Source organism: Acidiphilium sp. MT5, from assembly GCF_054767495.1.
This window is the reverse complement of the sequence record NZ_BAABMR010000003.1, coordinates 140690-166149: the sequence shown is the minus strand read 5'-3', so window position 1 is coordinate 166149 and position 25460 is coordinate 140690. Positions and strand designations below refer to the sequence as shown.

22 protein-coding genes are annotated in these 25460 nt (G+C 61.8%); 14 read left to right on the top strand and 8 right to left on the bottom strand.

Going from position 1 to position 25460, the window contains the following annotated elements; translation table 11 throughout:
- Window positions 1-2 precede the first annotated feature (2 nt).
- The 3 genes from ACYUCQ_RS04820 to ACYUCQ_RS04810 all read right to left on the bottom strand — a co-directional run bounded on the left by ACYUCQ_RS04820 (window position 3) and on the right by ACYUCQ_RS04810 (window position 5213).
- Entirely contained in the window at window positions 3-824 is an 822-nt protein-coding gene (locus ACYUCQ_RS04820) for an enoyl-CoA hydratase-related protein (protein ID WP_460253371.1), read from the bottom strand.
- 137 nt (window positions 825-961) lie between these two features.
- The gene (locus tag ACYUCQ_RS04815; protein ID WP_460253370.1) at window positions 962-2098 is read right to left on the bottom strand and encodes an outer membrane beta-barrel protein; all 1137 of its coding nucleotides are present in this window, start codon (window positions 2096-2098) and stop codon (window positions 962-964) included.
- A 271-nt stretch (window positions 2099-2369) separates the two neighbouring features.
- Window positions 2370-5213: an ATP-dependent DNA helicase gene (locus ACYUCQ_RS04810; RefSeq protein WP_460253369.1), complete on the bottom strand. Its 2844-nt coding sequence runs from the start codon at window positions 5211-5213 to the stop codon at window positions 2370-2372.
- 54 nt (window positions 5214-5267) lie between these two features.
- On the opposite strand from ACYUCQ_RS04810, the gene ACYUCQ_RS04805 reads away from it, so the two are divergent.
- The 10 genes from ACYUCQ_RS04805 to ACYUCQ_RS04760 all read left to right on the top strand — a co-directional run bounded on the left by ACYUCQ_RS04805 (window position 5268) and on the right by ACYUCQ_RS04760 (window position 15948).
- Complete coding sequence (locus ACYUCQ_RS04805; protein ID WP_460253368.1) at window positions 5268-6836, top strand: lysine--tRNA ligase; 1569 nt, start codon at window positions 5268-5270, stop codon at window positions 6834-6836.
- 218 nt (window positions 6837-7054) lie between these two features.
- Window positions 7055-9181 carry a ribonuclease R family protein gene (locus tag ACYUCQ_RS04800; RefSeq protein ID WP_460253367.1) on the top strand — a complete coding sequence of 709 codons (2127 nt, stop codon included), beginning with the start codon at window positions 7055-7057 and terminating at the stop codon, window positions 9179-9181.
- Entirely contained in the window at window positions 9178-10719 is a 1542-nt protein-coding gene (locus ACYUCQ_RS04795; protein WP_460253366.1) for a S41 family peptidase, read from the top strand. Before ACYUCQ_RS04800 ends, ACYUCQ_RS04795 begins: the two co-directional genes overlap by 4 nt.
- A gap of 84 nt (window positions 10720-10803) precedes the next feature.
- Window positions 10804-10971, top strand: coding sequence for a 50S ribosomal protein L33 (rpmG, locus tag ACYUCQ_RS04790; protein WP_460253365.1), 168 nt, complete (start codon window positions 10804-10806; stop codon window positions 10969-10971).
- Between the two features lie 128 nt (window positions 10972-11099).
- Window positions 11100-12191: a zinc-binding metallopeptidase family protein gene (locus tag ACYUCQ_RS04785; protein WP_460253510.1), complete on the top strand. Its 1092-nt coding sequence runs from the start codon at window positions 11100-11102 to the stop codon at window positions 12189-12191.
- A gap of 125 nt (window positions 12192-12316) precedes the next feature.
- Window positions 12317-12514: a DUF3311 domain-containing protein gene (locus ACYUCQ_RS04780; protein WP_460253364.1), complete on the top strand. Its 198-nt coding sequence runs from the start codon at window positions 12317-12319 to the stop codon at window positions 12512-12514.
- A complete protein-coding gene (locus ACYUCQ_RS04775; RefSeq protein ID WP_460253363.1) occupies window positions 12511-13971 on the top strand; it encodes a sodium:solute symporter family protein in 1461 nt (486 codons plus the stop codon). Before ACYUCQ_RS04780 ends, ACYUCQ_RS04775 begins: the two co-directional genes overlap by 4 nt.
- Before the next feature lie 158 nt (window positions 13972-14129).
- Complete coding sequence (locus ACYUCQ_RS04770) at window positions 14130-15119, top strand: lysylphosphatidylglycerol synthase domain-containing protein (RefSeq protein ID WP_460253362.1); 990 nt, start codon at window positions 14130-14132, stop codon at window positions 15117-15119.
- Window positions 15120-15219: 100 nt separating this feature from the next.
- Window positions 15220-15540, top strand: a complete 321-nt coding sequence (gene trxA / locus ACYUCQ_RS04765) for a thioredoxin (protein WP_460253361.1) — start codon at window positions 15220-15222, stop codon at window positions 15538-15540.
- Window positions 15541-15594: 54 nt separating this feature from the next.
- Window positions 15595-15948, top strand: coding sequence for an acyl-CoA thioesterase (locus tag ACYUCQ_RS04760; RefSeq protein ID WP_460253509.1), 354 nt, complete (start codon window positions 15595-15597; stop codon window positions 15946-15948).
- A gap of 82 nt (window positions 15949-16030) precedes the next feature.
- Here ACYUCQ_RS04760 and purD read toward each other — a convergent pair whose 3' ends face one another.
- Window positions 16031-17308 (bottom strand): phosphoribosylamine--glycine ligase, encoded by a 1278-nt coding sequence (gene purD, locus ACYUCQ_RS04755; protein ID WP_460253360.1) that lies wholly within the window; start codon window positions 17306-17308, stop codon window positions 16031-16033.
- Between the two features lie 63 nt (window positions 17309-17371).
- Here purD and xseA point away from each other — a divergent pair, with 63 nt between their 5' ends.
- Window positions 17372-18730, top strand: coding sequence for an exodeoxyribonuclease VII large subunit (gene xseA / locus ACYUCQ_RS04750; RefSeq protein WP_460253359.1), 1359 nt, complete (start codon window positions 17372-17374; stop codon window positions 18728-18730).
- Here xseA and ACYUCQ_RS04745 read toward each other — a convergent pair whose 3' ends face one another.
- The gene (locus tag ACYUCQ_RS04745; RefSeq protein WP_460253358.1) at window positions 18731-19450 is read right to left on the bottom strand and encodes an anti-sigma factor; all 720 of its coding nucleotides are present in this window, start codon (window positions 19448-19450) and stop codon (window positions 18731-18733) included.
- Entirely contained in the window at window positions 19447-19986 is a 540-nt protein-coding gene (locus ACYUCQ_RS04740; RefSeq protein WP_460253357.1) for a sigma-70 family RNA polymerase sigma factor, read from the bottom strand. Before ACYUCQ_RS04740 ends, ACYUCQ_RS04745 begins: the two co-directional genes overlap by 4 nt.
- 206 nt (window positions 19987-20192) lie before the next feature.
- On the opposite strand from ACYUCQ_RS04740, the gene ACYUCQ_RS04735 reads away from it, so the two are divergent.
- The 3 genes from ACYUCQ_RS04735 to ACYUCQ_RS04725 all read left to right on the top strand — a co-directional run bounded on the left by ACYUCQ_RS04735 (window position 20193) and on the right by ACYUCQ_RS04725 (window position 22077).
- The gene (locus ACYUCQ_RS04735) at window positions 20193-21197 is read left to right on the top strand and encodes a DUF3034 family protein (RefSeq protein WP_460253356.1); all 1005 of its coding nucleotides are present in this window, start codon (window positions 20193-20195) and stop codon (window positions 21195-21197) included.
- Between the two features lie 46 nt (window positions 21198-21243).
- Window positions 21244-21702, top strand: a complete 459-nt coding sequence (locus ACYUCQ_RS04730) for a group I truncated hemoglobin (protein WP_460253355.1) — start codon at window positions 21244-21246, stop codon at window positions 21700-21702.
- A gap of 105 nt (window positions 21703-21807) precedes the next feature.
- A complete protein-coding gene (locus ACYUCQ_RS04725; RefSeq protein WP_460253354.1) occupies window positions 21808-22077 on the top strand; it encodes a hypothetical protein in 270 nt (89 codons plus the stop codon).
- A 104-nt stretch (window positions 22078-22181) separates the two neighbouring features.
- Here the strand turns inward: ACYUCQ_RS04725 and ACYUCQ_RS04720 are convergent, their stop codons facing one another.
- Together ACYUCQ_RS04720 and ACYUCQ_RS04715 are read right to left on the bottom strand one after the other, a co-directional pair.
- On the bottom strand, window positions 22182-22856 hold the full coding sequence (locus ACYUCQ_RS04720; RefSeq protein ID WP_460253353.1) for a response regulator: 675 nt from the start codon (window positions 22854-22856) through the stop codon (window positions 22182-22184).
- Window positions 22853-25453: a DUF4118 domain-containing protein gene (locus tag ACYUCQ_RS04715; RefSeq protein WP_460253352.1), complete on the bottom strand. Its 2601-nt coding sequence runs from the start codon at window positions 25451-25453 to the stop codon at window positions 22853-22855. Before ACYUCQ_RS04715 ends, ACYUCQ_RS04720 begins: the two co-directional genes overlap by 4 nt.
- Window positions 25454-25460 lie beyond the last annotated feature (7 nt).

Sequence of the window (25460 nt, the reverse complement as noted above, 5' to 3'; positions counted from 1 at the left end):
GCTCAAATTTTGGCCCGGCTGGGCAGATTTTTGAAGTGCGGGGGCGTTTTGCTGGTTCGCGCGGTGATGGCGGCGGTGATGTCGTCGGTGTTCCAAATCGCGGCCTGCATCCAGCAGGCGCGTTCCAGTGATTCGGCGACTGAATGATCGCGAGCGTAGAGCAGCGAATTTTTGCTGCCCGCGATGGCAAGCGGTGCGCGGGCGGCGATGGCTTGGGCGGCTTCCTGGGCGAGATGCAGGGTGCTCGCGGCGTCGGCGGCGGTGGCATTGATAAAGCCCAGCGCCTCGGCGCGCGGTGCGGGGAGCGCGTAGCCGGTATAGGCCATTTGTTTCACGATGGCATCGGGCAATAATTTCGGCAAGCGTTGCAACGCGCCGAGATCGGCCATCATGGCGATATCGATTTCAGCGATTTTCACATAAGAATCGATGGCGGCGAAGCGCAGATCACAGGCGGCGACCAGTTCGAGGCCCGCACCAACGCATGCGCCTTGGATGGCGGCGATCACTGGGAAGCGCACCTGTTCGATGCGGGCCAGCGCGTCTTGCATCAGCCGGGCGGTTTCATAAAAATGGGCGCGGCCGGCGGCGTGGTCCGGCTTCATCGTTGATCCGGCGGTGAACACCGATAAATCCATCCCAGCGCAAAAATTACGCCCCTCACCGGCGATGATCAAGGCGCGGGTGGCGCCGGTGGCGTCAAGCTGCTCCAGGGCGGTTGGAAAATGTCGCCAGAAATCAAGGGTGAGGGCGTTGGATTGCTGCGGGCGGGTCAAAATGAGGGTGGCGATGCCATCCTCCGCCATTATCCGAAAATCATCCATCCGCGTCTCCCGATCCAGCCGATGGGGCGATCATCGCGACGGATGGCAGGCGCGTCAATGGGTGCGAGTGGCGGCGATGGTGGCGGCGTGGGTGGAGTCATGATGACCCCACCCTGCCTTAATCGTCAGTATGCGTTTTAGAACAGAACGCCCGCTTCGACCAGAGCGGTTGCTTGATTGCGGCTGGTGCCATTGGCGCCATACCCCACCGAGCCGGGGACACCGAGCGTGGTCAGATGCAACAAGCCGACATCGCCGCGCACGAACAGATCGTTTTTCTGCCATGTCGGCGCGATTGAGATGCCGAAGCCTTTGGCGCCCGCATTGACGAACCAATTATCCGGGCCGTTGCTGCTGAAATACTCAACCCAACCCGCCAGCGCATAAGGCGATTTGCCGAATTGATAGTTGCCGAACACGGCGGCGCCGAAATTGCTGGAGAATTTGTTCAGAAGCAGCGAGGTGTCCGGCTTGGCATACACATATTGCACTTCCGGCACGAGATTGAGATTGCCGGTGGTGTAGCTGTAAAAACCGCCAATCATCGTTGAATTGACGTAATAAGCGCTATTGCCGACGAAGCTTTGACTATACGGCGTGGTGGCCGACCCATAAATATGCGCGTTGAGTCCGGTTTTGCCGAAATTGGTGGCACCGAACAGGTTGATCACATTATTGCTGTTGATCGTGTAAGTGACCAAGGCCTGGCCGAAATTCCAAACGCCGGTATCAAACCCGTCGCCGAATTCGACCGTGGCACTCACTGGCCCCGCCGTGTAGGTGGCTTCCACCCCACGGCTTTGGGAGTTTTCCACCGCGAAAATATCAGTGGTCAGCACGTTGGTATTGTTCCAGTCGATGCCGGACTCATAGCCTTCCTGCGAGCCGAGCTGGCCAATCGAGACGCTGAAATTGCTGGTCGGCGCCAAAGTGACATAGCCCGCATAGAGCGGCCCGGTGGAGAAGGTTTGCACCGAGGTTTGCGAGGGCTTGCCGCCCAGCGCGATTGAGGTGGTGGAGCCGACCTCAATGGTGAATTGCACCAATCCGGTCGCTTTTTGCAGCTGGATCAGCCCGTTCATCAATTCGGCGCCATTGGTTTTATCAGTGCCGAGCAAGCCGTAATTGGTGGAATTGCCTGCGCCGGACAGCACATAGCCATAGCCATCCAAACCACCGGACAGCTCGAGCGGGCCGAGCGGACCACCATCGATCTTGATATTCGCCGGGCCGTTGAACGCCATCGCGGCGGGGGGGAAGGGCCTGCGCGGCAACCAAGGCAACGCCCGAGCAGATGACGGCGCGAAGCCATTGGCGGCCTGGTTTTTTGCCAGAATTAGGGTTTAAGAACGACATACTGCCTCCGTTATGTTCATTGCGTGCAACACAAGTCTAAATTTTAGGCACTTGCGCCCGTCCATGTCATCAGCTTCACGAAAATGTCACGGACAACGGGTTTGTATCAGCAAACGACGTGCCAGCTTACCAACAATGCTGGGTTAGCGCGCAAAAACGCGCTAAAGTTTCGTCGCTGTGTCGTTTAGGTTACAGCTTATTCCCGTCATCGCCTGGATCGGCTGCGAAAAAGTCGCGGATTTGCGCGACGGCGGCAGCGAGGCCCAGGCGCTGCACCGGCACGCCGCCGGGAAAGGCGTTGAGCAGGCGGCTCGGCGCTGCGCGATCGATCAACACGAACACGCCGCGATCATCGGCACGGCGGATCAGCCGACCAAAGGCCTGGCGCAGCCGCAAACGGACAATCGCATCGTCATACTCGCGCGGCGCGCCGCCGGCGAGAAAGCTGCGCCGCACTCGGTGCAAAATATCCGGGCGCGGCCAGGGTGTGCGCTCCAGCACCACAAGACGCAGCGCATTGCCGGGCACGTCCACCCCATCGCGCATCGCATCGGTGCCAAGCAGGCAGGCATTATGCTCGGCGCGGAACACATCGACGAGGCTGGCATTATTCATGGCATCAACATGCTGGGCGTAGAGCGGCAGGCCCGCCGCTTCGAGCGCGGGGGCGATGTGGCGATGCACCGCGCGCAACCGGGCGATGGCGGTGAACAGGCCCAGCGCGCCGCCACCCGCCGCAATGAACAGGCTGCGATAGGCGCTGGCGAGCGCTTCCTCGTTCTGGCTTGGAATGTCGCGCACGATGATCACCCGGGTTTGGTGCGGGTAATCAAAGGGCGAGGCGAAGGCGGCGCGGATGGCTGGGGCGGCGAGATGGGCGGCCCCGGTGCGCGCTTCGGCGGCGCGCCATTTGGCCTCCATGGCGGCTTGCGCGTCTGGACTAGTCACTGGGCCGGTCCCTGAGTTGGTCACTGGGCTCGCGCTGTCGCGCAGGGTGGCGGAGGTGATCACCAAGCCATGGGCTTGCGCGCCGATCAGTTCGGCAAAGGCTTCGGTCGGGTCAAGCAAATGGCCCAGGAGCGCAATATCGCGGTCACGCTGGATAAACAGCACGCGGTGGGGGCGATCACCGGGCTCGGGGGTGGGGCCGGTGACGATGGCGAGGAGACGGCGCCAAGCCGTAATCGGGTCGATGGCGCGGCGGGCGAGGCTGCGGCCTAGCGCTTCGATGCGCTGGCGGTCACGCTCCTCCAGCGTGTCGGCCTCGTTATCGAGGCGGGCCAGCAACCGTTGGCGCAGCGTTGTGAGCGGCGCGGCCAGCCGCTCCAGCGCCCGATCAAGCGTTGCGGCGGTGCTGACCAGCGCCTCGCCCGCCGGGTGCAAATCGACCTCGATGCGGCCTTTCGCTTCCGGCTCGGTGCTGGCGGCGCGCGCCCGGGCGGCTTCATCAAGGGCGGCGAGAAATTGTTCGGCGGGGGCGGTGCCGACTTGATCGAGCGGATTTTCGGCCCAATCGGGGTTTTCGGTCAGGCGGCGATGGGCGAGCCAGGCTTCGCCGGGCAGCACGCGGGCGGCGATCAGCACCGCATCAAGCGGGCTACGCAGCGTTTCATCGGCGGCGCAAAAATCATCGAGCCGCCGGGCAAGGCCGCGTGCGCGCGAGCGCCCGCCTTCGGCACCGAGCAGCCAGCGGCGTAATTCGGCCATCGCCGCACCGGACAGCTCGACGGCGAAGGCGCTATCCGCCGCGTCAAAGACGTGATGGCCCTCATCAAACACATAGCGGGTGGGCACTTGCGCATCATCCAGCCCGCCCCAAGCGGCTTGCGCCATCACCAAGGCATGATTGGCGATCACCAAATCAGCGCCGCGCGCCCGGCGGACCACCTGCTCGATGGTGCAGCGTTTCCAATGGGCGCAGGCGGCATGAATACATTCGCCACGCCGATCAACGATGGATGGCAGGATGCCATTGCCGAACAAATCCGCGAACCAGCCCGGTAAATCGCCGCCGGTTACATCATGATCGCCCGAGAGCAGCGCCCAGCGGGCGATCAGCCCCATCGCGATCAGGGTGCCGGCGCGGGCCGCACCGAGCGCATCTTCATAGTTGAGCAGGCAGAGATAATTTTCGCGCCCTTTGCGCAGCACCACGCGGGCGCGGCGGCGTACCGGGTCCGGTTCTAGCCGTTCGAGTTCCTGTTCGATCTGGCGCTGCAAATGCCGCGTGTAGGTTGCGATCCAGACCGGGCCGTCATTCTGTTCGGCCCAGAGCGAGGCCGGGGCGATATAACCTAGGGTCTTGCCGGTGCCGGTGCCCGCTTCGGCGAGCACGCAATGAGGCGCGCCGGCTTGATCACGCGGCGCGAAGGCGGCGCTGACGGCGGAGGCGTAATCGGCCTGGGCGGGGCGCGGTTCAGCACCGGTGCCGAGCATCTGGGCCAGCCGGGCGCGCGCCGCGTCGGTGCCAACGGGAAAGGCGGTGGGCGGTGGGCGCGGTGCCTGCTCCTCCCATTCGGGCAGGATCGACCAGAGTTTCAGCCCCGCCGAATCGGGCCGGGCGGCGGGGGCGCCGAGTGCGGCGAGCACGCTGCGCGCCCAGGGCCAACCGGCTTGGCCCATCAGCGCGGCCAGCCCGGCCGCATGGCGGTTCATTGGCAAATCACGCCCTTGCAGCAACAGGCCGAGCAGGGTCGCGACCCAGTTTTGCATGGCACTCGCGGCGGCCTCCAGGCTGGCGGGCACTGGCTCATCGAGCGCGCGGGCCAGGCCCGCCGGGGTGGGCGCACAATTTTGTGCGGGCCGGGCAAACGCGAAGAGTTCCAGAATATCCAGAACCGGGAGCGCCAGCCCCAAGCGTTTTTGCACCGAGGGCGCGTGGATCACCAAAGGCGGGCTGAGCGTCTTGAGAGTCTTGCGCGCATCCTCGATGCTGAGCGTGACCAGCTCGCCCTCGCCCGAAAGGATCACGGCGTGACCATAAGCGACCACGAGACAGGGCGCGTCGGGGAGCAGAATGGTTGCGGCAGCCATGCGCGCTCATATCGTGGTTTGCGTTCGGGCGAAACGGCGGTTACAGCCGGGGTTATGAGTGATTCCCCTTCGCTTGCGAATTCCTGGCCGTTTCGTGAGGCGGCGCGTGTGGCCGAGCGGTTGGCGCGCACCGGCAAAACCCATGCGCTGTTCGAAACCGGCTATGGCCCGTCCGGCTTGCCGCATATTGGCACTTTTATGGAGGTGGCGCGCACCTCCTGGATTCGGCTGGCCTTTACCAAATTGACCGGCATGCCCTCGAAATTGCTGGCGTTTTCCGATGATATGGACGCGCTGCGCAAGGTTCCCGGCAATGTGCCAAACCAGGATTTATTGCGCGGCTTTATTGGCAAGCCACTGACGCAGGTGCCGGACCCGTTTGGCACCCATGATAGTTTTGGCGCGCATAATAACGCGCGGCTGCGGGCCTTCCTTGACCAGTTCGGGTTTGACTATGAGTTCGCCTCCTCGACCGATTATTATCGCGGGGGTCGGTTCAATGATGCGCTGCGCACCATCGCGGCGCATCACGATACGATAAGAGACATCATCGCCCCGACCTTGGGGCCGGAGCGGCGCGCGACCTATTCGCCGATTTTGCCGATCCATCCGGAAACCGGCGTGGTGATGCAGGTGCGAATCGATCAAGTCGATGCGGCGGCGGCGATGGTGACGTGGAGCGATCCGGACAATGGGGCGACCTTCACCACCTCGATCCTGGATGGCAACGCCAAGCTGCAATGGAAGGCCGATTGGGCGATGCGCTGGTTTGCGCTGGATGTTGATTATGAAATGTCCGGCAAAGATTTGATCGATTCGGTGAAATTATCGAGCGCGATTGTGCGCGCACTGGGCGTCGCGCCGCCGGAGACCTTCACCTATGAGCTGTTTTTAGATGAGGCTGGGCAGAAAATCAGCAAATCGAAAGGCAACGGGCTCTCGGTCGAGCAGTTTCTGGCCTATGGCCCGCCGGAAAGCCTGGGGCAGTTTATGTTTGCCGCCCCGCAGCGGGCCAAGCGGCTCTATTTCGATGTGATCCCGAAAGCGACGGATGAATATATCACCAGCGTCGATGCGCTGCGCGCCGGGCGCGGGGTGGCCGAAGAAAATCCGGCTTGGTTCATCCATGGCGGGGTGGTTCCGGCGGCCTCGGGCAGTGCGATCCCGTTCGGCATGTTGCTGAATTTGGCCTCGGTGGTGAATGCCGAAACGCCGGACCTGCTCTGGGGCTTCATTCGCGCCTACCGGCCTGATGCCAGCCCGGAATCCGAGCCGTTCCTGGCGCGCTTGGTTGATTATGCGGTGCGCTATTATCAAGATTTTGTGCGACCGGCGAAGCATTATCGTGCGGCGAGCGCGCTGGAACGGGCCGCCCTTGAGGATTTGGCGGAGTCGCTGCGTGCGCTGCCCCCCAGCACCGACGCCGAGGCGCTCCAGACTTTGGTGTATGATGTCGGCAAGCGCCATCCGTTCCCGGCTCTGCGCGATTGGTTTGGCTGTTTATATCAGCTTTTGCTGGGCCAAAGCGAAGGGCCGCGCTTTGGCGGGTTTATTGCGCTCTATGGCATTGCCCCGACCATCGCGCTGATCGAGACCGCACTGGCGCGTGACGCGACGGGGTAAATGAGCGTCTTTCTGTGGTAGCAATGCCGCAGGGTCGTAAAACTTGCGTCATCGCGCAGCCAGGGTGTCGGCAACGCGTTGTAACTTCATTACATTGGCCGTATGGCGTTGGCATTGGCCCAAACTCGCATGCATGACATTGATCGGCGCCGTTATCGGCGCGGTGATGGGCGCGGCGGATGGCTGGACCAGTTGTTTCTCCAGCGGATCGGGCTTTGATGAAATTGCCACGAAAATCGAAGCCCCCCTCGCCGAAAGCGCCGCGCGCGTTGGCCGAGAGCTGTGTGGTGATGGTAACCGGGTTGGACCGCGACGGGCAGCCTTTGGCGCGACCGGTTGATTGGGCCGGCGGGCGCGCGCCGGTTGTCTATATGCGCCCAGAGCGCAGCGGCCAGCCGGCCTTGGCGCCTGGCTCGCGGGTGCTCGCCCGGCTACGGCGCATTGGCGGTGATCGCTATGAGGGGCGCACGATCAAATTGCTAGATCGCGTGCCGGTGACGGTGATTGGCGTGTTCCGGTCAGATGATCGGGGCAATCCGGCGCACGGCGGGCGGATTGAGCCGGTCGATCGGAAAATCCGCGCTGATTGGCTGGTGCCACCAGGGGCGGCGGGCGATGCCACTGACGGCATGATTGTGCGCGCCGAACCGCTGGCCGGAGGCGGCTATGGCTTGCAAAAGGCGCAAATTATCGACTGCCTCGGCGGTATCGATGATGCACGCTCGATCAGCCTGATTGCGATTGCCAGCCTGGGCATTCCCGATATTTTTCCGCCCGAAGCCGTGGCGGAGGCGCAGGCTGCGGGGCCGACACATCTGGGTCAACGCACCGATTTACGCGATGTGGCGCTGGTGACCATTGATGGCGCGGATGCGCGCGATTTTGACGATGCGGTGTTCGCCGTCCCGGAGCAGAATGGCTATCGGTTGATCGTCGCGATTGCCGATGTCGCCTCCTATGTGGTGCCCGGCTCGGCGCTGGACCGCGAAGCGCGCCATCGCGGCAATTCGGTCTATTTCCCCGATCGGGTGGTGCCGATGCTGCCGGAGGCCTTGTCGAATGGCTGGTGCAGCTTGCGTCCCGATGAGGATCGGGGCTGCCTGTTCGTGGAGATGCGGATTGGCGCGGATGGGCGCAAAATTTCTCACCGTTTTGGCCGCGGGCTGATGCGCAGTGCGGCGCGGCTGACCTATGAACAAGCGCAAGCGGCGCATGATGCCCAGCGTGAGGAAGGGCTGCCCGCCGGCACGATTGCGCATTTATTCGGGGCCTATCAGCGTCTGGCGGCGGCGCGAGCGGCACGCGGCACGCTCGATCTTGATTTGCCGGAGCGCCAAATTACGCTGGGTACCGATGGGCATGTGGCCTCGGTCACGCCGCGCCCAAGGCTCGATAGTTACCGGCTGATTGAGGAGTTCATGATCCTCGCCAATGTTGCGGCGGCGGAGGAGTTGGAACGGCTGGTGCAGCCTTGCATGTATCGGGTACACGCCCCGCCCTCGGCGGAGAAATTGGATGCGTTGCGCGGGCTGCTCAGCACATTTTCGATCAGCTTGAAGCCGGGCGACCAATTGCATCCGCGCGATTTGGACCAGATTTTGCGGCTGGTGGCTGGCACGCCGAGCGCCGCCTTGGTCAATGAGGCGATTTTGCGCAGCCAGTCGCAGGCGGAATATGCGCCGGAGAATATTGGCCATTTTGGTTTGGGTTTGCGCGCCTATGCGCATTTCACCTCACCGATTCGCCGGTACGCGGATTTGCTGGTGCATCGAGCCTTGATCGGCGGGTTAAAGCTCGGCGCGGACGGGCTGGACGCGGATGCCGGCGCGCGGTTTGCCGAATTGGGCACGCATATCACCATCACCGAGCGGCGGGCGGCGGATGCGGAGCGGCAATCGGCGGATCGGTATCTGGCGGCGTTTCTGGCGGATCGGGTCGGCGATGCGTTCGATGCGCGGATTTCCGGGGTGACGCGGTTTGGCCTGTTCGTGACGCTGCTGGAAACCGGCGCATCCGGCTTCGTGCCATTCGCGAATTTGCCGGAGGATTTCTGGTTCCATGACGAGGCGAGCAACAGCCTTGCCGGACGGCGCAGCCGGGTGGTGTATCGGCTGGCCGATTTAGTCACCGTGCGGCTGGTTGAAGCGCGACCGGTGACCGGCGGGTTGATTTTCGCCATCGCAGCGGCAGCCCCGGCCAAACCGGCGGCGCGCCGGGGCAAAGCCGGTCAGGCACCGAACGATGCCGCCAAGCCGGGCAAAAAAGCAAAAAAGGCGAAGTCCGAACAGCGCGCGCGCAAACCGGCCCGCAAAGGCCGCCGCGCCAAGGCCGCGTTGCCGACATGACGCGCTGGCTGCGGTTGCTTGCGGTTTTGCTAATTTTGCCCGTGGCGCAGGCGCAGGCGCAAACCACCACGCCAGGGGCGAACGCGCGGTTCAACAGCGATCAGGCGGGGCAAATCTGGGGGACTGCCTTGACCTTCATGGCACCGCGCCTGCTCAAACCGGTGCCGATTTCCCAGCTCGCCGTGTGGGGCTTGTCCGGCCTCACAGCGCTCGACCCTAATTTGACGGTGCAGGCGTTGCAGGGAAAAATCGTGCTGTACGGCCCGGATCGGGTGATTTATGCGATCCCGGCGCCGGGGGGCGGGCCGGATGCCGGGCCACAATGGGGGCAGACCTGTGCAGCGGTGGCCGCGCAGGCTTTTAGGGCCTCGCGCCGGTTGCGACGCGCGGGGACAGGGGCGGTGATTCGCAGCTTTTTCGATGAGTTGTTCAATCATTTTGACCCCTATTCACGCTACGAATCGCCGCGCGAGCAGGATGCGACGCCGGGGCCGGCGGGGCTTGGCCTCACCCTCAGCCGCGATGGCGCGCCGGACGATGCGGCGATTATCGCGGCCAAGGTCGCGGCGAGCGGCCCGGCGGGTCAGGCCGGTATTCAGCCGGGCATGGCGGTCATGGCGGTTGATGGCGACAAAATCACCAATCAACACGTGGCGGCGGTGCAAGCCATGCTGTCCGGGCCGGTCGGCTCGATGGTGACATTGGTGGTGCGCCCGCCCCATAGCTTGCCGCAAACCATCAGCCTGACCCGGGCGGTGGTGCCGCCGCCCACCGTGTTCAGCAAAATGCGCGATGGGGTTGGCGTGATCAGGGTCACCGCATTCGGGCCGAATACCGGCCAGGAATTCGCCACCGCCCTCGCCGGTTTAGTCGGGCAAAGCCCACAACCGGCGGGCATTGTGATTGATCTGCGCGGCAATCGCGGGGGGGTGCTGCGGCAATCGGTGCTCAGCGTCGATACGCTGCTCAGCCATGGCGAGATTGTGCAAACCATCGGGCGCGCAGCGGGGGCCAACAAGATTTTTCACGCCGAGGGCGGCGATTTGGCGCAAGGCCTGCCGGTGGTGATTTTGGTGGATGGGCAAACGGCGAGTGCGGCGGAGGTGTTTACCGCCTCGCTCTCGGATAATGACCGGGCGGTGGTGGTGGGCAGTGCCACCTTGGGCAAGGGTTTGGTGCAAACCGTGGCACATTTGCCGGGCGGCGGCACCTTATATGTCACGTGGAGCCGGATTATCGCGCCGCGCGGCTGGCCCTTGCAGGGGCTTGGGGTTATCCCGCAAGTTTGCACCAGCCTCGGCACGGAGGCGGTGCGCCGCCAGATGCAGGCTTTGCGCGACGGGCGTGATTTAATGGACCCTTCGATTGCTGCCGCGCGCAATGCCCGCCCACCCTTGGCGCTTGCGCAAATCCTGGAAATCCGCGATGCGTGCCCGGCAACGATTGGCGCGAACGATGATTTCAAGGTGGCGCGATCGCTGATTGAGCATCCGGCGCGCTATCACGCGGCGCTGATCCGGCCCTTACGGGCGGGCTGAACGCGGCAAAATCGCCATCAGCACCCGCTGCGGGCTTGACCGCACGGCGCGGCTTCGCCATATCGAATTTTCTGGAGACATATCATGGCCAAATCAAACACTGTTCAAATCAAACTGGTTTCGACCGCCGATACCGGGTTCTTCTATGTGACCAAGAAGAATGCCAAAGCGCAGACGGGTAAGCTCGAATTCCGGAAATATGATCCGGTTGCGCGCAAGCATGTCGCGTTCAAGGAAGCGAAAATTAAGTAATTCGCTGCGCGAGCGATCGTTCTCGTAACGATCCCCCGCCTCCTTCGGTTTGCTCTATCATTGGGTCGCTTTTGATCGAATCGGTCATTCGATCAAAGGCGATTTTGTTTTGGGTTGAAAGGCTCGTGATGCGCCTGTTCACCTGCCAATCGTGCGGCGCGCGGCTCTATTTCGAGAACCGCTATTGTCATTCCTGCGATCATTGGCTTGGCTATCTGGCCGATTGCGGGGAGCTGACGGCGCTGCGCCGACCGAACGATCATACCGATGATGAGGATGCGTTTCTGGGCCGCTGGACCCCGCTGGTGGACCCGCAACGGCGGGTGCGGTTTTGCATTAATGCCGAATATGATGCCTGTAACTGGCTGATTGCCGAGCCGGCGCCGGGCGAGCCGCGTGCGCTATTTTGCGCGGCGTGCCGGTTTAATCAGGTGATCCCAGATATCAACGATCCGGTTAATCTGGGTCGCTGGCGCAAAATCGAGTCGGCAAAACATTGGTTGATTTACACGCTCGAGCAATTGGGGCTGACCCTGCCGGACCGGCGCGAAAATCCGGCACATGGGCTGGCGTTTCAGTTTCTGGCGACGCTGCCGGGCGAACCGCCGCCGCTGACCGGGCATCGCGCCGGGGTGATTACCCTGAATGTCGAAGAGGCCGAGGATACCATCCGCGAGCAGCAACGCGCCGCGCTCGGTGAGCCCTATCGCACCTTGCTCGGGCATTTTCGGCATGAAATCGGCCATTTTTATTGGGATTTGCTGGTGCGCGATGGCGACCGCCTGGAGGCGTTCCGCGCTCTGTTCGGCGATGAGCGCGCCGATTACGGCGCAGCACTGGAGCGGCATTATGCGCAAGGGGCGCCGCCCGATTGGCGCGCGCATTATATCAGCGCCTATGCCAGCGCCCATCCTTGGGAAGATTTCGCCGAAAGCTGGGCGCATTATTTGCATATTATCGACACGCTGGAGACCGCCGGCAGCTATGGGCTGGCCGTGCGCCCGCCCGGCCCGGACTTGGAGGCGATGCCGGTGGCGGAGACCAACCCCTATCAAATCCCCACCATCGGCGCGCTGATCCAGCGCTGGCTGCCGTTGACCTTTGCCATGAACAGCCTGGCGCGCAGCCTGGGGCAAGCCGATTTATACCCGTTCATTCTCTCCCCGACCGTGATTGGCAAGCTCGGCTTCATTCACGGCCTGATGCCCCGCCATCAATAGCGCTTTGCCCCGTGGGTTACGGGCAAGCGGCTAAATTTTCCTTGCTTTGTGACAGCGTTCCGTCCAGTTTCGTCAAGGGGTTGGTCAGTCGCACGATAAATCACACGTCAAGCAAAGGGTGTCTCATGCGATTATTATATGGGCTTGCGATCATTCCGGTGTTTTTCCTGTTGATCGGGCCGGTTTTGCACAATCAGGTGCATCCGCTGATTCTCGGCATGCCGTTTCCACTCGGCTGGATTTCAATCTGGATCGCAATCATCGCGCTGGTAATGTTGATCATCTACCGGCTCGATCCGCGCAATGGGGATAGCGCGCCATGACCAGCACCCTAATTATTCTTGCTCTGGCGACGCTGTTTGCGCTGGGCCTGGGGTTAGTCGCTCGCTCCGGCCATGACATGGGGTTAGAAAGCTGGACCGTCGGCAATCGCGGTTTCGGGGCAATTTTGGTGTTTTTGCTAATGGCCGGTGAGATTTACACCACCTTCACCTTCCTCGGCGCCTCCGGCTTTGCCTACGGGCAGGGCGCACCGGCTTATTATATTCTGGCCTATGGCTCGATTGCCTATGTCATGGGCTATTTTCTGCTCCCGGCGATCTGGCAATATGGTCGGGATCATCACCTCGTGTCGCAGCCTGATTTTTTCGCTCATAAATATCAAAGCCCGAGCCTCGGCGTGCTGGTCACGCTGGTCGATATCATCGCGCTGATCCCCTATTTGGTGCTGCAACTGACCGGGCTTGGCATTATCGTTGCCGTGGCGGGGCATGGCGCGATTGGCAAGGATACCGCCATCATCATTGGTGCGGCGGTGGTGACGATTTATGTGATTGTGTCGGGAATTCGCGGCTCGGCGTGGACGGCGGTGGCCAAAGACATCATGATCCTCGCGGTGGTGTTGTTTTTGGGGATTTATTTGCCGTTTCACCTCTATGGCGGCATCGGTTCGATGTTTGATGCCATTGCCAAGGCCAAGCCGGGCTTTTTGGTGTTTCCGGCGGCAGGGGACAGCGTTTGGTGGTTTGTCTCGACGGTGTTGCTGACAGCGCTTGGGTTTTTCATGTGGCCCCATACGCTCGCCTCCTGCTATTCGGCGCGCGAGGCCAAGACATTCCGCAAAAATGCGATTGTGCTGCCGCTGTACCAACTGATTTTGCTGTTTGTGTATTTCGTAGGGTTTGCGGCGGTGTTGCAAATTCCCGGCTTGAAGGGGGCCGCGACCAATCTGGCCTTGTTCAAATTGGTGGTGGCGCAGTTTCCGCCCTGGTTTGTTGGCGTGGTTGGTGCGGCGGGCGTGCTCACCGCATTGGTTCCCGGCTCGATGCTGACCATGACCACCGCGACGCTGATTTCACGCAATCTCTATGGCGCGATCAATCCGCGCGCGAGCGATGATCAGATCGTGTTCATCGCCAAATGCGCGGTGCCGGTGGTGATGGCGATTGCGGTGTATTTCACCATCACCGGTAGCTCGACCATCGTGACCTTGCTGCTGGTGGGCTATAGCTTCGTCACCCAAATGTTCCCCTCTTTGTTGGCGAGCCTGTTTCCACGGCTCGGCGTGACGCGCGAGGGGGCGTTTGCCGGCATTGTGGTCGGGGTGGCGCTGGCCGCATGGCTAACGTTTAGCCATGCATCGCTCGGCACGCTGATGCCGTTTTTGCCGGCTGGCATTCGTGATGTGAATGTCGGGATCATCGCCTTGATCGGTAATATCGTGGTGCTGGCAGGTGTCAGCCTCGCCACACGCGGGCGCCAGGCCATCGCCGCCGAATAGGCGGTGCGGATCGCGTCCTGCGCATGGGGCAGGACGCGGTTCAATTGGCAGGATGGCGCAGCGTCGTGTAAAGCACGGGCCATGTGTTCATATCCGCTTTATTGGCACCGGATGCGTTGTGCCCCATTCCTGCCCGGCTGCTCGCATCGGGGTGGGTTATGACCCGCGCGCGGTTATGGTCGGTGATCACAGCGTTGATCGGCGTCAGTTTGTTCACCCTGACCATCGCTTGGTTTGGCTGGGCGGGGGTGGTGCGTGCGCTCAGTGCGGTGCGGGTTTCGGATTTCATCGCCTATCTCGGGGTTCAGGCGGTTATCGTCGCCGGGCTGGCGGTGGCGTGGCGGTTGGTGCTGCGCAGCCGGCGCGGAGGGCGGTTTTTGCTGCTCTATTGGGGGCGGCTGGTGCGCGATGCGGCGGGCGAGTTTCTGCCGTTTTCGCATGTGGGCGGGTTCATTCTCGGCGGGCGGGCGATATCATTGGGCGGCGTTGCCTTCGCCGATGCGGCGGCCTCGACCCTCGCGGACGTGACGATCGAGTTTCTGTCGGAATTGGTGTTTATCAGTGTGGGGCTGGTGCTACTAGCGACATTGGTGCCCAATAATCAACTCGTTATGCCCGTGGCGCTCGGCCTGATGATGGCGGTGCTGGGCGGGGTGGGGTTCATTTTTGCGCAAAAGGGCGGCTCGCGGATTTTCCGGGCGTTGGCGCTCCGAATCGCCGGGCGATCGGGCGATCAGGTGGCGATGCGCGCCGATCATTTGCAAGCAGCACTCGATGCGATTTATGCGCAGCCGCGCCGATTGGCCGGGGCTGGCGTGATGCATTTGCTGTGCTGGTTTGGCACCGGCTGCGCTTCCTTCGTTGCGTTCCGGGCGTTTGGCACGCCGATTTCGATCTGGCAGGCGCTATCGATTGAGGCGTTGTTGCACGCGATCCTGGCGGCAGGATTTTTTGTGCCGGGGCGGATTGGCGTGCAGGAGGCGGCTTATGCGTTGCTCGGCACGGCATTTGGCTTGCCACCGGATATTGCGCTTTCCGTCTCGCTGCTGCGCCGCGCGCGTGACCTGATTGTTGCGGTGCCGGTGTTGCTGATTTGGCAAGGGATCGAAGCGCGGCGGCTGCAGCCGCTCTCCAGCGAGGCGCGCTGATCGATCACCGCGCCGCGCTTGCCGATGATGGCTGCCATGATGGGCTTGATTGCGGCAGCGTCTCGTCCCACTCTGCTTGGCAACAACGAGGAGCGAATCGATGACGAAACCTGTGACCGATGCCAGCTTTGCCGCCGATGTGATCGGCGCCAGCAAACCCGTGCTGGTGGATTTTTGGGCTGAATGGTGCGGCCCGTGCCGCGTGATCGGCCCGGCTTTGGAAGAGTTGAGCGGCGAGTATGCGGGCAAGCTCGATATTGCCAAGGTCAATATCGATGAAAACCCGATGACGCCGACGCAGTTTGGCGTGCGCGGCATCCCGACTTTGATCCTGTTCAAAGACGGCAAAGCGGTCGCGACCCATGTGGGTGCCGCACCGAAATCGACCCTGAAGGCCTTCATCGATCAGAATATCGGCTGATCGGTGAGCGACCCGGAGATTGATGCCAGCGAGGCGGTGCCACAAACACCGCCGATGATCCGCACCGTGGCGATGCCGGCGGACGCCAATGCCAATGGCGATATTTTCGGCGGCTGGCTGATGTCGCAGATGGATTTGGGCGGCAGCAATCTCGCCGGGCGCGTGGCCCATGGCCGGATTGCCACCGTGGCCGTGGATGCGATGAGCTTCATTCGGCCCGTGAAAATCGGCGATGAGGTGAGCGTTTACGCCATGCTGGTCTCGGTGGGTCGCAGCTCGATCAAGGTGAATGTTGAGGCTTGGCGGCGTGCGCGCGATTCCACCACGGAACGGCGGGTCACCAAGGCCGTCTTCACCTTTGTTGCGATTGATAGCGAAGGAAGGCCCCGCCCGATCAACGCCAGTTGATCGGGCCAAAACCATTAACGCCGATCAACGCTAGTTGATCGGGCCAGTGCGCAAAAATCCGATCAACGCCCGTTGATCGGGATTAGCGGGCGTGCAGCGCGCGGGCGCCGATATCGCGGCGCGAAAATCCCTCTGGAAAATCGATGGCATCGACCCCGCGATAGGCGCGCTCAATGGCCGTTCGCAAATCAGCTCCCGTTGCCGTTACTGCGAGCACACGGCCCCCATTCGACCGCAAAACGCCATCATGCTCGGCGGTGCCCGCGTGGAAAATCAACAAATCGTCGCAATGAGCCGCTTGGGTCAGGTCAATTTTCGCGCCGCGCGCATAGGCGCCCGGATAGCCCTTGGCTGCCAAGATCACCGTCGCGGAAGCCCCTTCCCGCCAGCTCAGCTTTTGGCTGGGATCGAGCGCCCCGTGCGCGCCCGCGACGAGCCAGGGCAGCAAATCATCCGCGATCAGCGGCAGCAAGGTTTCGCATTCCGGATCACCAAAACGGGCATTGAACTCGATCAATTGCGGGCCGGATTGGGTCAGCATCAGCCCGGCGAACAAAAAGCCGCAAAACGGCGTGCCGCGCTCAGCCATCGCCGCCAGCGTGGGGCGAATAATGCGCGCCATGACGGTTTCGGTGAGATGTTCAGGGTTATCCAAAGGTGGTGGCGCAATCGCGCCCATGCCGCCAGTATTTGGCCCGGTATCGCCTTCGCCGACGCGCTTATGGTCTTGGGCCATACCCGCGAAAATCGCGGTCTCGCCATCGCATAGGGCAAAGAACGAAATTTCCGGGCCGGTGAGGCAATCCTCGACTAGAATTTCAGCGCCCGCCGCGCCATGAACCCGGTCAGCCAGCATCGCGGTAGCGGCGTCCAGTGCTTCCTCGGTCGATAAGGCGACCACCACACCCTTGCCGGCGGCCAGCCCATCGGCCTTGACCACCATGGGCGCCGGACGCGCGCGGATATAGGCATGGGCCTCTGCCAGATCGGTAAAGCGCGCCCACGCGGCGGTGGGAATTTCTGCGACGGCGCAGAGTTCCTTGGTAAAAATTTTCGAGGTTTCCAACTGAGCGGCGGCTTGGCTCGGACCAAAACAGGCAATGTGATGGGCGGCGAGCGCATCGGTCAGGCCCAAGGCCAGGGGCGCTTCGGGGCCGGGAACCACCAGATCGATAGCCTGCGCACGCGCAAATTCCACCAAGCCGGCAATATCATCGACGGCGATGGCGATATTGCTGCCCAACGAAGCCGTGCCGGGGTTGCCAGGCGCGATGAACAGGGCGCTGAGCGCCGGGCTTTGTGCCAATTTCCAGGCCAAGGCGCCTTCACGCGCGCCGCCGCCAACCACCAAAACCCGCATTTTTGCTCCTTTTCGAACCGCTCCGCTTGCCGCGTTGGCGCGGGCTTAGCATAGTGCGGCCCGATGTCAGAAATTGCAGCACCCAACCCGCATAATATCCCCGAAATCACCGTCTCCGAGCTGGCTGGTGCGGTCAAACGCGCGCTCGAATCGAGTTTTAGCCGGGTGCGGGTGCGCGGCGAAATCACTGAGATGAAAACCTACCCCTCCGGCCATACTTATATGGCGCTCAAGGATGATGGGGCCAAAATCCGCGCAATTATTTGGAAGGGCAATGCCAGCCGCCTGGGCTTGAAGCCGGAAAATGGCGTCGAAGTGATCGCCACCGGCAAAATCACCGCCTATTCAGAGCGCTCGGAATATCAGCTGATTATCGAGCGGCTCGATTATGCCGGCGAAGGGGCGATGCTGGCGCGCATCGAGGCGCTGCGGCTGAAGCTGGCCGATGAGGGCCTGTTCGAGCATGCGCGCAAACGCCCCCTGCCGTTTTTGCCCCGGGTGATTGGGGTGGTTTCCTCGCCGCAAGGGGCGGTGATCCAGGATATTCGCACCACCATCGCCCGGCGATTTCCAAGCCGGATCATTCTCTGGCCGGTCGCGGTGCAGGGCGAAGGAGCGGCGATGCAAATTGCCGCCGCCATCGCTGGATTTTCTGGCCTGCCCGCCGACGGACCAATCCCGCGGCCCGATGTGGTGATTGTCGCGCGCGGGGGCGGCTCGCTCGAAGATTTGATGGCGTTCAATGACGAGGCGGTGGTGCGCGCCGCAGCGTCGAGCCAAATTCCGCTGATTTCAGCGGTGGGCCATGAAACCGACACCACCTTGATCGATTTCGCCGCCGACCGTCGCGCACCAACGCCGACCGCCGCCGCCGAATTGGCGGTGCCAGACCGGCTCGGTGTTGCGGCCAGCCTCGCCCAGCTCGGCGCCCGGCTGACCGGCGCGCTCTCCGGCCAGATCAATGCGCGCCATTTGCGGCTGAACCGCGCCGCCGGGCAGTTGCCGGATTTACCAAGCCTGATGGCCACGGCGCGCCAGCGGCTTGATGAACGCGGCGAGCGTTTCGCCATGGCCCTGCCCCGCTATGCACAGGCCAAGCGCCACCGGCTGGAGCAGATCGTGGCGCGCCTGCCCGATCCGCGGCATCTGCTCACCGGCAAGACCCATGGGTTGGCGCTGGTGGTGCAACGGCTGGCACCGCCGATGCGCACGGCACTCCGCGAGCGCAGCATCAAGCTCGATGCCCTCGCCGCACGGCTGAACGCCCTCTCATATCAAGCCGTGCTGATGCGCGGTTTTGCGCTGGTGACCGCACCGGACGGCGCACCAATTTCCGAAGCCGCCACGGCACGCAGCACGCCTCATATGATCGTGCGGTTTCAGGACGGCACGGTTTCGGTGCAACCCGAAAAATCGGGCTGATCAACCTTGGACGGCGCTGAGTGGCCCATCAAACACAATGGGCATGGTGGGCGTGCCGGTGGGTGAGCCGCCGGGCTGCTCCACCGTTACCGCAATCAACACACCCGGTTTGCGCAGGGAGGCGGGAATATCGCCCGCTGGCAAGCGCGTGGGGCCTGACTGCAAAAACCCAATCGGCACCGGCTTGACGCCCTTGGCCACCGCCCAGAGTTCCCACACTTTGCCCGCAGGCGGCGCGACATGGCCGAGCGGCAGAATTTGCGCACTGCCATTCTCGCGCAGCGACACGGTAAAGAGCGGCTTGCTGCCCTGATTGAGAAGCGCAACCATACTCGGCGGCGGTGCGGCGCGATGGAAGGGGCGGATCACCACGAGCACCAACGCTGCGGCAATCGCCAACGCGCCGACACTGCGCCAGAGCCCGGCATTGTTCCAGAGCGCGGCCAGCCGGGCACGCCATGATGCAACGGGTTGCGCCGGGCCAATCGCCGCTTCAATTGCGGACCAAAGCGACGGCGCTGGCATCGTCGCGGGTACTGCGGCCAGTGCCAACGGCGCGAGCCGATCTTCCCAGAATGCGACCGCGCGCGCCAAAGCAGGGTCACGCGCCATCTCGGCCTCGAATTGCGCCCGCTCCATGCCACGCAGGAGTCCGAGCACATATTCACCAGCGCGTTGGTCAGGGGGCAATCCCTCGCCGAATTCCGAAGATTGGCTCATGCTTCAAGACACCGTTTCAACGATGCCAACCCTCGTAAAATCCAGCTCTTGATGGTGCCAAGCGGGGTTTTGGTGAGTTCGGCGATCTCGGAATGCGAATAACCATCAACGAATGCAAGATTGATCGAACGCTGCCAGGGTTCAGGCAACGTCGCCAAACAGGCCGCGAGCGCTGATTGATCCTCGACGGATACGGGCAATTCGGCGGCGACATCGGGCAATTCATCCGTGCCGGTATGGCGTTTTTCGGATTCGATCCGATCCAACGCCCGATAGCGCAAAATCGCGACCATCCAGCCCATCGCCGAGCCGCGCGCGGTATCGAACCGATCCGCATTGCGCCAAATCTGCAAAAACGCCTCTTGCACTACGTCTTCGGCTTGCGGGCGATTGCGCAGCAGACGCAGCGCGATGCCGAGAAGTTTCGGCGCGGTCAAATCATAAAGTGCGCGCAGGGCAGCGCGATCACGCCCAGCACAACGGCTGAGCAAATCGCGCAACCGCGCATCTTCAGCGGTGCCGAGCGTGCTGCTCATCAGAGGGGAGAAATCGATGCCATCAAACATGATCGTAAGCGGATACCCAGCGCGAGGCAATCCGGATGCAGCCCGCTGGTGAGCGCCATTTGTTGTATTTTTATCACAGCGATAGGCGATGGCGAGCAGAATGATAAAATCGTCAGCGCGCATGCATCCGACCCGGCGGTTGGATCGTAACCCGACCACCATAACAGGAGGTCGTCATGCTCAAAACGCTAAAAGCATCTGAAAAGAAAACCAAATTCCAGGGCCGTGCGCCGGCCTTGATGGCGTGGCTTGCCAGCACCGCCTTGGTCGGTGCCAGCCTGGTCTTGGCCGCCCCCGCGGCACAGGCGCAGGACGCGATGATGGCGCAAGGCGGATTACTCGCAACCGGCGGCGTCACCTCAATCAATGGCGTTGGCGGCGGTGGCATCAACCCATTTGCGGTGATTTCTGGCTACGACACCAATGATGAAGTCGGCGTCACCGGATTTTTCACCCATTTGATCGCCGGTAGCTACACACTGAACTCGGGTGGTGCCTCGGTCGGTCTGTTTAACCGCGTTGAGCTATCGGTTGCCCGGCAGAATTTCGACCTTGGCAGCCCTGGTGCCTCACTCGGTCTCGGGCCGGATTTCAACCTGAGCCAGAATATTATCAGCGCCAAAGTTCGCCTATTTGGCAACGCGGTTTACGATCAGGGCACCATGCTCCCGGTGGTGGCGGTGGGGGCATCCTACCATGAAAACGTCACCAGCGCCTTTCCGGGCACCAACGAAGCGCTGCCCAAAGCGGTCGGGTCACATCTTGATGGCACCACCTTCTATGTCGTCGCCACCAAATTATTCATCGATGGTTTGTTTGGCCATTATACGCTGTTGAGTGCCGGCGCACGGCTGACCAATTCCAACTATAACGGCCTGCTCGGCTTTGGCGGCACCAATGCCGCCGGTCAATTCAAATCGGGCTATCATGTCGAGCCGTTCTTTGACTTTGCCTACTTCCCCGATCGGAAATTCGCCGTGGGTTATGAGTACCGCGCCATGCCGCATTTCGATGTTGCCGGGGCGCTTAATTTGAACACCACCAACAACTGGCAAGATGTTTTCGTGGCCTATTTCCCGACCAAAAATCTCTCAATCACCGCCGCCTATGCGGCACTCGGCACAATTGCGGGTGCCAAAAACTCGAACGGTTTGTACCTCTCATTCACAGCGACGTTCTAAATCTCGCTTGCCTCTTTTCCCTAACACGCCTCAGGAGCTCACAATCATGACCCCGTATCGCCGCAAAAACACCCTCCGTAACGCAATTGCCGCGATGATCGCCGCCACCACCCTCGCTATGGCGCCGATCATCACTACACCAGCCCATGCCAGCTCGACTTATTTCAACGAATTTGGCGGTCGGCCCGGCATAACGGCGTTGATCAACACATTCGTTGGCAATGTTGCTGCTGATAACCGCATCAATTTCTATTTCGCCCACACCAATATTCCAGCCCTGAAAGCCGCTTTGGTCAATCAGGTCTGCAATCTCGAAGGGGGCGGCTGCCCGTTCAACATGAATATGCGCGCCATTCACGCGCATATGGGTGTCACCCAAGCCGCGTTCAACGCACTGGCCGAAGACATGATCCGGGCCATGGATAAAGAACATATCCCAACCGCCGCGCAAAATAATCTGCTCGCCAAGCTCGCCGCGATGGGACCGGAGATTGTTACGAAATAACCATCGACTCTGCGTTAGAGCGTGATTGCCGATCACCAATCACGCTCCGGCGTTTTTTGCCGATTAATTTCACTGATTTAACCCGCGACGCGAAAGGAACCTACCATGAGCGACAATCACTATGGCCGGCGTATCGCCCTCAAAGCGATCGGGCTTGGCGCTGCGGGATCGGCCATGAGTTTGCTGGCACGGCGAACCGCCTTTGCGGACAACAAATCCACCAAAGCCACCGCCGGATACATCGCCAAGCCCGGTCCGGGCGGCGCTGATTGCTCAAGCTGCGTCAATTATATCCCAACCGGGTCGATGTGCATGGTCGTTCAAGGCAGCGTCGCCGCCACCGGCTATTGTAATTTCTACGCGCCGAAAAGCTGATTGGCGCCCCCGGCGGCACCATCGGCTGCCGCCGGGATCAGCATGTTAGTGATATTTTGCAGCCTTATACGCTGATCGCGTGCCTGACGCCGACCAATCGCGCTCTACTCGAAATAATAACCAACACCGGGCCGCGTTTTCAAATGGGTTTCGCCAAACGCCCCAAGCTTCCGGCGCAGATGGCCAATATAAATCCGCAGATAATTCATCTCCCGTTCCTGCGCACTGCCCCAAACCGCTTTCAAAATCGCACTATGGGTAATCACCCGCCCCCGGTTGCGCAGTAAAAACTCTAACAAGCGAAACTCCGTGCGGGTAAATTGGATCATCACGCCCTGCAATTGGCCGGTCAGCGCATGGGTATCCAGTTCCAGCCCGTCAACGACGAAAACCGGCCCCGCAAGCGGGCCCGTGGCACTCGCCCGGAGCGCCGCGCGCAACCGGGCCAGCAACTCACCGAGGCTGAACGGCTTTTCGATATAATCATTGGCCCCACCATCGAGTGCTGCGATTTTATCAACATCGCGATCGCGCGCTGACAGCACAATAATCGGCATCGCATAATCCCGCCGAATCTCCGCCAACAAGGCCTGCCCGTCACGATCGGGCAAACCAAGATCGAGCAAAATCAAATCGGGCATCCGCGAAGCGATCATCCTGAGCGCTTCAGCGGCGTGATCGGCACGCCAAACAATATAGTCCGCCGATTCTAACGCCGGTTTGAGAAACCGATGGATCTGCGGCTCATCATCAACGATCAGAATCGAGCGACCACTCATGCGCTGGGAACCTTAATCGTGATCATCGTGCCGGGCATGCCATCGCGCGGCAAATCCGTTCGCGGGCTCATCGCCTCAATCGATCCGCCCATCGCTTCGGCGAAGGCGCGGGCAATCGCAAGGCCCAGCCCGGTGCCGGATGCGACCCGATCACCCCGTTCGGCCCGAAAAAACCGATCAAACACCCGCTGCAAATCATCAGCTTCAATTCCAATCCCTTCATCCGCGACGGAAATCACCACCAACGCGTCCTCCCGCCGGGCAGCAATAGCGATGGCCGACCCCACCGGTGCATATTTCACCGAGTTTTCCAAGCAATTCACTAAAATCTGCTCTAACAAGCTCGGGTCCGCCAAAACCGTCTGTGCGTCATCAGCAATATTGACGCCGGCATGAAACGCGTCCGGCACCCGCGCCACCGCCGCCTCGATCAGTGCCGGTAGTGCAACGATATCGCGGCGCGCAACAATCTCGCCGGTCTCAATCCGTGCCATGCCGGTTATGTTCGTCAAAAATCGGGTCATCCGCTCAACGTCTTGGACAATGCTGGCCAATAAATCCAACCGCACCGCCTGCGTGATCGCACTGCCGGCGGCGAGCAGGGTCTGCGCCGCACCACTAATTGCGGTGAGCGGTGTGCGCAAATCATGCGACAGCGACGACAGCAGAGCCGTACGCAATGATTGAGTTTTCGTCTGGGCGCGAATTTCAGCCGCCCGCGCCGCTAGGCGCAGCCGCTCAATCGCCATCGCCCCCTGATCAGCAAGCGCGCTCAGAGCTTGAATGGTTGGCTCGGTCATGACGCCTGTCGGTTTCACCCCCAACACCCCCACACTGCCCGCCTCCGTCGCCAAGGCAAAAAATCGCCACGCGACCGATGGCAAGGTGATCGTGCCAAGCCCCGCCTCGATTTTATGACGAAACGCAAAATCCGCCGCCGCATGATCGGCATCGCTGAGCGTTGCCACGGGTGCCAAATCGCCACCTTCAGCGAGCAGCACAATCGCGGCGCCGGCGAGAGCGGAGGCTTCACTTTCAATCGCACGGCTCAACGACGCCGCATCCGTCGCGGCCGCGAGGGTGCGCCCAAACAAAGCCACCCGGCGCAGCGCATCAATCCGGCTGCGCGCGGCCTCCGCCTCCGTGCGCACCCGCCCCGCCAACGTGCCGGTCAGCAAGCCAACCGCGAGAAACACCACTAACGCAACAATATCACGCGGATCGCCAACCGAAAGGGTGAAAACCGGCGGCAAAAAGAAAAAATTCCACAGTAAAAAGCTGATAACCGCCGCAAATAAGCCAAGAGTCCGGCCATAATGGCTGGCCACGCCGACCACAATAGCTGTGAACACAAAACCCATCGCATCGCGCGGCACCACCGCGCGCAACCCATAGCCCAGCGCCGTGGCGGCGGCCATGATCGCGAAACTGATTGCGTAAGGCGCCAATTGAGGCTTTGATTTTTTTGGCTTGACTGGTGCCGGGCGCGCCGCGGGATCGGGCACGACATACAATGAATAAGCCCGCGCATGCCGCGCTAACGCACGCGCCAAGGGCCAAGTCGGCCAAAGGCTAGCGGCGCCGCGCGCCACCACAATATGCGCAACATTATGCTGCGCCGCCGCCGCCAATATGGCTGCAACCGCATCAGCCTGCGTGGTCGTTTCCACCGTGCCGCCCAATTGCAGTGCCAAATCCAGCGCCGATTGCACATTACCACTGACCCCGGCTTCCACATGAAACGCGAGTAAGGGGGCGCGCAGCGCGTCCGCAAGCCGTGCGGCGTGGCGCACCACCTGCTCCGACGTTGACCCGGCCTCAATCACCGCCATCACCCGCTCTGCCGCCGGCCACGGCCCGGCAATCGCCCGCGCGCGCATATAGGTTGCAATATCGCGATCAACCTGTTGCGCCACGCGCCTCAGCGCCATTTCACGCAACGCCGCCAAATTGCCAGGGCGAAAAAATCCATCAAGCGCGCGCCGCGCCAAATCCGGCCGGTAAATCCGCCCCTGCTCCAACCGCGTTCGCAATTCTGCTGGCGGCAAATCGATCAATTCAATTTCGGTCGCGAGCGTGAGCACCGTATCCGGCAACGTTTCGGTAACCCGCACACCGGTAATCCGCGCCACCTGATCATGCACACTCTCCAAATGCTGCACGTTGAGCGTCGTCCAAACATCAATGCCCGCTTCAAGAATATCCACAACATCTCGCCAGCGTTTGGCATGGCGCAATCCGGGCGCATTGGTATGCGCCAACTCATCAACCAGCAGCAACGCCGGACGCCGGGTAATGGCGGCTTCGAGGTCAAATTCCTCAATCACATGCCCGCGATACGCCACCGGCTTACGCGCCAGCACCGGCAAATCGCCAAGCTGCGCCTCCGTATCAGCACGGCCATGGGTTTCGATCAGGCCGGCCAGCACATCCAGCCCCTCGGCCTGCTTTTGCCGCGCGGCAACCAGCATTTCCCACGTCTTGCCAACCCCTGGCGCTGCCCCGAGAAAAATCTTCAGCCGCCCGCGATGCGCGCCAGCAAGCGCGGCGAGCAAGGCGTCCGGGTCAGGTCGTTGATCGTCGGCTGCCGTGGCCATCCTGCCC

Coding starts and splice junctions, on each gene's coding strand:
- ACYUCQ_RS04820 (WP_460253371.1), bottom strand. CDS start 824: ATGGATGATTTTCGGATAATGGCGGAGGATGGCATCGCCACCCTCATT.
- ACYUCQ_RS04810 (WP_460253369.1), bottom strand. CDS start 5,213: ATGGCTGCCGCAACCATTCTGCTCCCCGACGCGCCCTGTCTCGTGGTC.
- ACYUCQ_RS04805 (WP_460253368.1), top strand. CDS start 5,268: ATGAGTGATTCCCCTTCGCTTGCGAATTCCTGGCCGTTTCGTGAGGCG.
- ACYUCQ_RS04800 (WP_460253367.1), top strand. CDS start 7,055: ATGAAATTGCCACGAAAATCGAAGCCCCCCTCGCCGAAAGCGCCGCGC.
- ACYUCQ_RS04795 (WP_460253366.1), top strand. CDS start 9,178: ATGACGCGCTGGCTGCGGTTGCTTGCGGTTTTGCTAATTTTGCCCGTG.
- rpmG (WP_460253365.1), top strand. CDS start 10,804: ATGGCCAAATCAAACACTGTTCAAATCAAACTGGTTTCGACCGCCGAT.
- ACYUCQ_RS04785 (WP_460253510.1), top strand. CDS start 11,100: ATGCGCCTGTTCACCTGCCAATCGTGCGGCGCGCGGCTCTATTTCGAG.
- ACYUCQ_RS04780 (WP_460253364.1), top strand. CDS start 12,317: ATGCGATTATTATATGGGCTTGCGATCATTCCGGTGTTTTTCCTGTTG.
- ACYUCQ_RS04775 (WP_460253363.1), top strand. CDS start 12,511: ATGACCAGCACCCTAATTATTCTTGCTCTGGCGACGCTGTTTGCGCTG.
- ACYUCQ_RS04770 (WP_460253362.1), top strand. CDS start 14,130: ATGACCCGCGCGCGGTTATGGTCGGTGATCACAGCGTTGATCGGCGTC.
- trxA (WP_460253361.1), top strand. CDS start 15,220: ATGACGAAACCTGTGACCGATGCCAGCTTTGCCGCCGATGTGATCGGC.
- ACYUCQ_RS04760 (WP_460253509.1), top strand. CDS start 15,595: ATGATCCGCACCGTGGCGATGCCGGCGGACGCCAATGCCAATGGCGAT.
- purD (WP_460253360.1), bottom strand. CDS start 17,308: ATGCGGGTTTTGGTGGTTGGCGGCGGCGCGCGTGAAGGCGCCTTGGCC.
- xseA (WP_460253359.1), top strand. CDS start 17,372: ATGTCAGAAATTGCAGCACCCAACCCGCATAATATCCCCGAAATCACC.
- ACYUCQ_RS04745 (WP_460253358.1), bottom strand. CDS start 19,450: ATGAGCCAATCTTCGGAATTCGGCGAGGGATTGCCCCCTGACCAACGC.
- ACYUCQ_RS04740 (WP_460253357.1), bottom strand. CDS start 19,986: ATGAGCAGCACGCTCGGCACCGCTGAAGATGCGCGGTTGCGCGATTTG.
- ACYUCQ_RS04735 (WP_460253356.1), top strand. CDS start 20,193: ATGCTCAAAACGCTAAAAGCATCTGAAAAGAAAACCAAATTCCAGGGC.
- ACYUCQ_RS04730 (WP_460253355.1), top strand. CDS start 21,244: ATGACCCCGTATCGCCGCAAAAACACCCTCCGTAACGCAATTGCCGCG.
- ACYUCQ_RS04725 (WP_460253354.1), top strand. CDS start 21,808: ATGAGCGACAATCACTATGGCCGGCGTATCGCCCTCAAAGCGATCGGG.
- ACYUCQ_RS04720 (WP_460253353.1), bottom strand. CDS start 22,856: ATGAGTGGTCGCTCGATTCTGATCGTTGATGATGAGCCGCAGATCCAT.
- ACYUCQ_RS04715 (WP_460253352.1), bottom strand. CDS start 25,453: ATGGCCACGGCAGCCGACGATCAACGACCTGACCCGGACGCCTTGCTC.